Source organism: Chthoniobacter sp. (genome assembly GCF_040003245.1).
GTDB lineage: Bacteria > Verrucomicrobiota > Verrucomicrobiia > Chthoniobacterales > Chthoniobacteraceae > Chthoniobacter.
Window position 1 is genome coordinate 1 of sequence record NZ_JBDUCX010000405.1, and the last position, 2763, is coordinate 2763.

The 2763-nt window shown below is 61.9% G+C and carries 2 protein-coding genes; one reads left to right on the forward strand and one right to left on the reverse strand.

Going from position 1 to position 2763, the window contains the following annotated elements; all coding sequences use genetic code 11:
• Positions 1-306: 306 nt before the first annotated feature.
• A complete protein-coding gene (gene gnd, locus ABJF10_RS30285) occupies positions 307-1761 on the reverse strand; it encodes a decarboxylating NADP(+)-dependent phosphogluconate dehydrogenase (RefSeq protein WP_348548326.1) in 1455 nt (484 codons plus the stop codon).
• Positions 1762-1880: 119 nt separating this feature from the next.
• Here gnd and ABJF10_RS30290 point away from each other — a divergent pair.
• The coding region (locus ABJF10_RS30290; protein WP_348548327.1) for a serine/threonine-protein kinase at positions 1881-2763 on the forward strand (883 nt) is incomplete at its 3' end.

A 2763-nucleotide genomic window follows, 5' to 3' on the forward strand; every position in this document is an offset into this window, starting at 1 on the left:
TCTCTCATGCTCGGCTCACTTTCCTCCCTCTTAAAAGTGCATAACAGGCTCTAAGCGTCACCGATCACCATTCCCATCAAGGGCGCGGAGCGATCCGCGCCCTTTTTGTTGCCCGATACCGGGACCGGATTCTCGAATCAGATCTGGAGAGAAGCGCGCCGTCGCTTCCTTGGCATCACCTTTTCCCCGGCACTGACGGCGCAGTGCCCTCCAGCACGTCATCTGCGTTGCCCGACAACACTGGGCAGAAAAAGGGCGTGGATTGCTCCACGCCCTTTTGGGGATAATTCTGCGCTGAAGCGCCGGTTATACCGTGTAGGTGCTCGAGGCGGTGGTGCCGCCGCGACCGGTCCAGTTGGTGTGGAAGAACTCGCCGCGGGGTTTGTCCACACGCTCGTAGGTGTGGGCGCCGAAGTAGTCGCGCTGGGCTTGCAGCAGGTTCGCCGGCAGACGCTCGGCGCGGAAGCCGTCGAAGAAGGCCAAGGCTGTGCTGAAGGCCGGCACCGGGATGCCCTTCTTGACCGCCGTGCTGACCACCTTGCGCCAGCCACGCTGGCTGCTCTTGATCGCTTTCTTGAAGAACGGCGCCAGCAGCAGGTTGCTCAGCTTCTTGTTCTTGTCGAAGGCCGCCTTGATGTCGCCGAGGAACGCGCTGCGAATGATACAGCCGCCGCGCCACATGAGGGCGATGCCACCGAAGTTGAGGTTCCACTTGTTCAGTTCGCCCGCCGCGGCCATGAGCATGTAGCCTTGGGCGTAGCTGACGATCTTCGACGCGTAGAGGGCGTGGCTGATGTCCCGCACGAACAGGGCGCGGTCGCCGGAGATTTTCGTGTTGCCGGGCTTGAAGGATTTCGCCGCCTCGACGCGGAGATCTTTCATCGAGGAAACGCAGCGGCCGTAAACCGCCTCGGCCATGAGCGTGATCGGAATGCCGAGGTCGGCGGACGAAATGACCGTCCACTTGCCGGTGCCTTTCTGGCCCGCGGTATCGAGAATCTTGTCCACGAGCGGCGAACCGTCCTCGTCCTTCTTGGCGAGAATGTCGCGGGTGATTTCGATGAGATACGAATCGAGGTCGCCCTTGTTCCACTCGGCGAAGACCGCGCTCATTTCGTCGGGCGTCATCCCGAGACCGTCCTTCATCAACTGGTAGGCTTCGCAGATGAGCTGCATATCGCCGTATTCGATGCCGTTGTGCACCATCTTCACGTAGTGACCGGCGCCGCCTTCACCCACCCAGTCGCAGCAGGGTGAACCGTCGTCCACCTTGGCCGCGATGCCTTGGAAAATGTCCTTCACGTGCGGCCATGCGGCGGGCGAACCGCCGGGCATGATCGAGGGGCCATTCCGCGCGCCTTCTTCACCCCCGGATACGCCGGTGCCGACATAGAGCAGGCCCTTGCTCTCCACATACTTTACGCGGCGGGACGTGTCGTCGAAGAGCGAGTTGCCGCCATCGATGATGATGTCGCCGGGCTCGAGGAACGGGAGCAAATGCTCGATGAATTCGTCCACCGGCTTGCCGGCCTTGACCATCAGCATCACGCGGCGCGGGCGCTTGAGGTTCTTCACCATCTCCTCGATGGAGTGCACGCCGATCACTTTACTGCCCTTGGCCTCGTTGGCCAAAAATTCGTCCACCTTCGCAGTGGTGCGGTTGTAAGCGACCACGGTAAACCCGTGATCGTTCATGTTCATAATCAGGTTCTGACCCATGACGGCCAGACCAATGACGGCGATATCAGCAGTTGGTTCCATATAAAGAAAGGGTGTCGAGGATACTAACCGCACGGCCTCGTGCCAGAAGTTTTTCAAGGCACTCGAACCCCACCTTGCCATGCCCGCGGCGATTTCATACCGTGCCACCACGTACGTGTATGGCTGACCCGTCTTCCGCCACTCCGGTTTCCGGCGATGGGACTCCCGTGGTGGCGAAGGTCGACGCGGCGGTCCTGGAGTTGCCCGCGCTCCTCTTCGGCCGCTATCGCGTCCAAGGCAAGCTCGGGCAAGGCGGGATGGGGGTCGTGCTGCTGGCGATCGACGAAGAACTGGGGCAGCAGGTGGCGGTGAAGTTGATTCCCGACATGGTCGTGCGCGATACCGAGGCCATCGCCGACTTGAAGAGAGAAGTGCTTCGCGGAATGGCGCTGCTGCACCCGAACATCGTCCGCACCCATCATTTCGAACGCGACGCCACCCTGGCCGCGATCATCATGGAATATGTGGAAGGCCAGACCCTCGCCGACCTCAAGGCGCAGCAAGCGGACGGCTGCTTTGCTCCGGCGGATATTCTGCCGTGGCTCGAGCAGCTCTGCCCCGTGCTCGACTACGCGCACCTGGAAGCAAAGATCGCCCATCGCGACCTCAAGCCGCGCAACCTCATGCTCACGCCGACCGGCCGGCTGAAGGTCGCCGACTTTGGCATCGCTTCGCAACTGAGCGATTCGCTGACTCGCATCACGGCCAATGGAAAATTCAGCGGCACACCGCCCTACATGAGCCCGCAGCAGGCCATGGGTGAGCGTCCCAGCCATCTCGATGACATCTATGCGCTCGGGGCCACGATTTACGAGTTGCTCACCAGCAAGCCGCCCTTCTTTCGCGGGCATATCCTTTCGCAAGTCATGCACGCCACGGCTCCCGCCATGACGGCTCGTCTGCGCGAATTCGAGCTGACCACGCGTCCCGCCCTGCCGCTGGCTTGGGAGCGGGTGGTCGCCGCCTGCCTGTCGAAAGAGCCGGCGGAGCGGCCACAGAGCG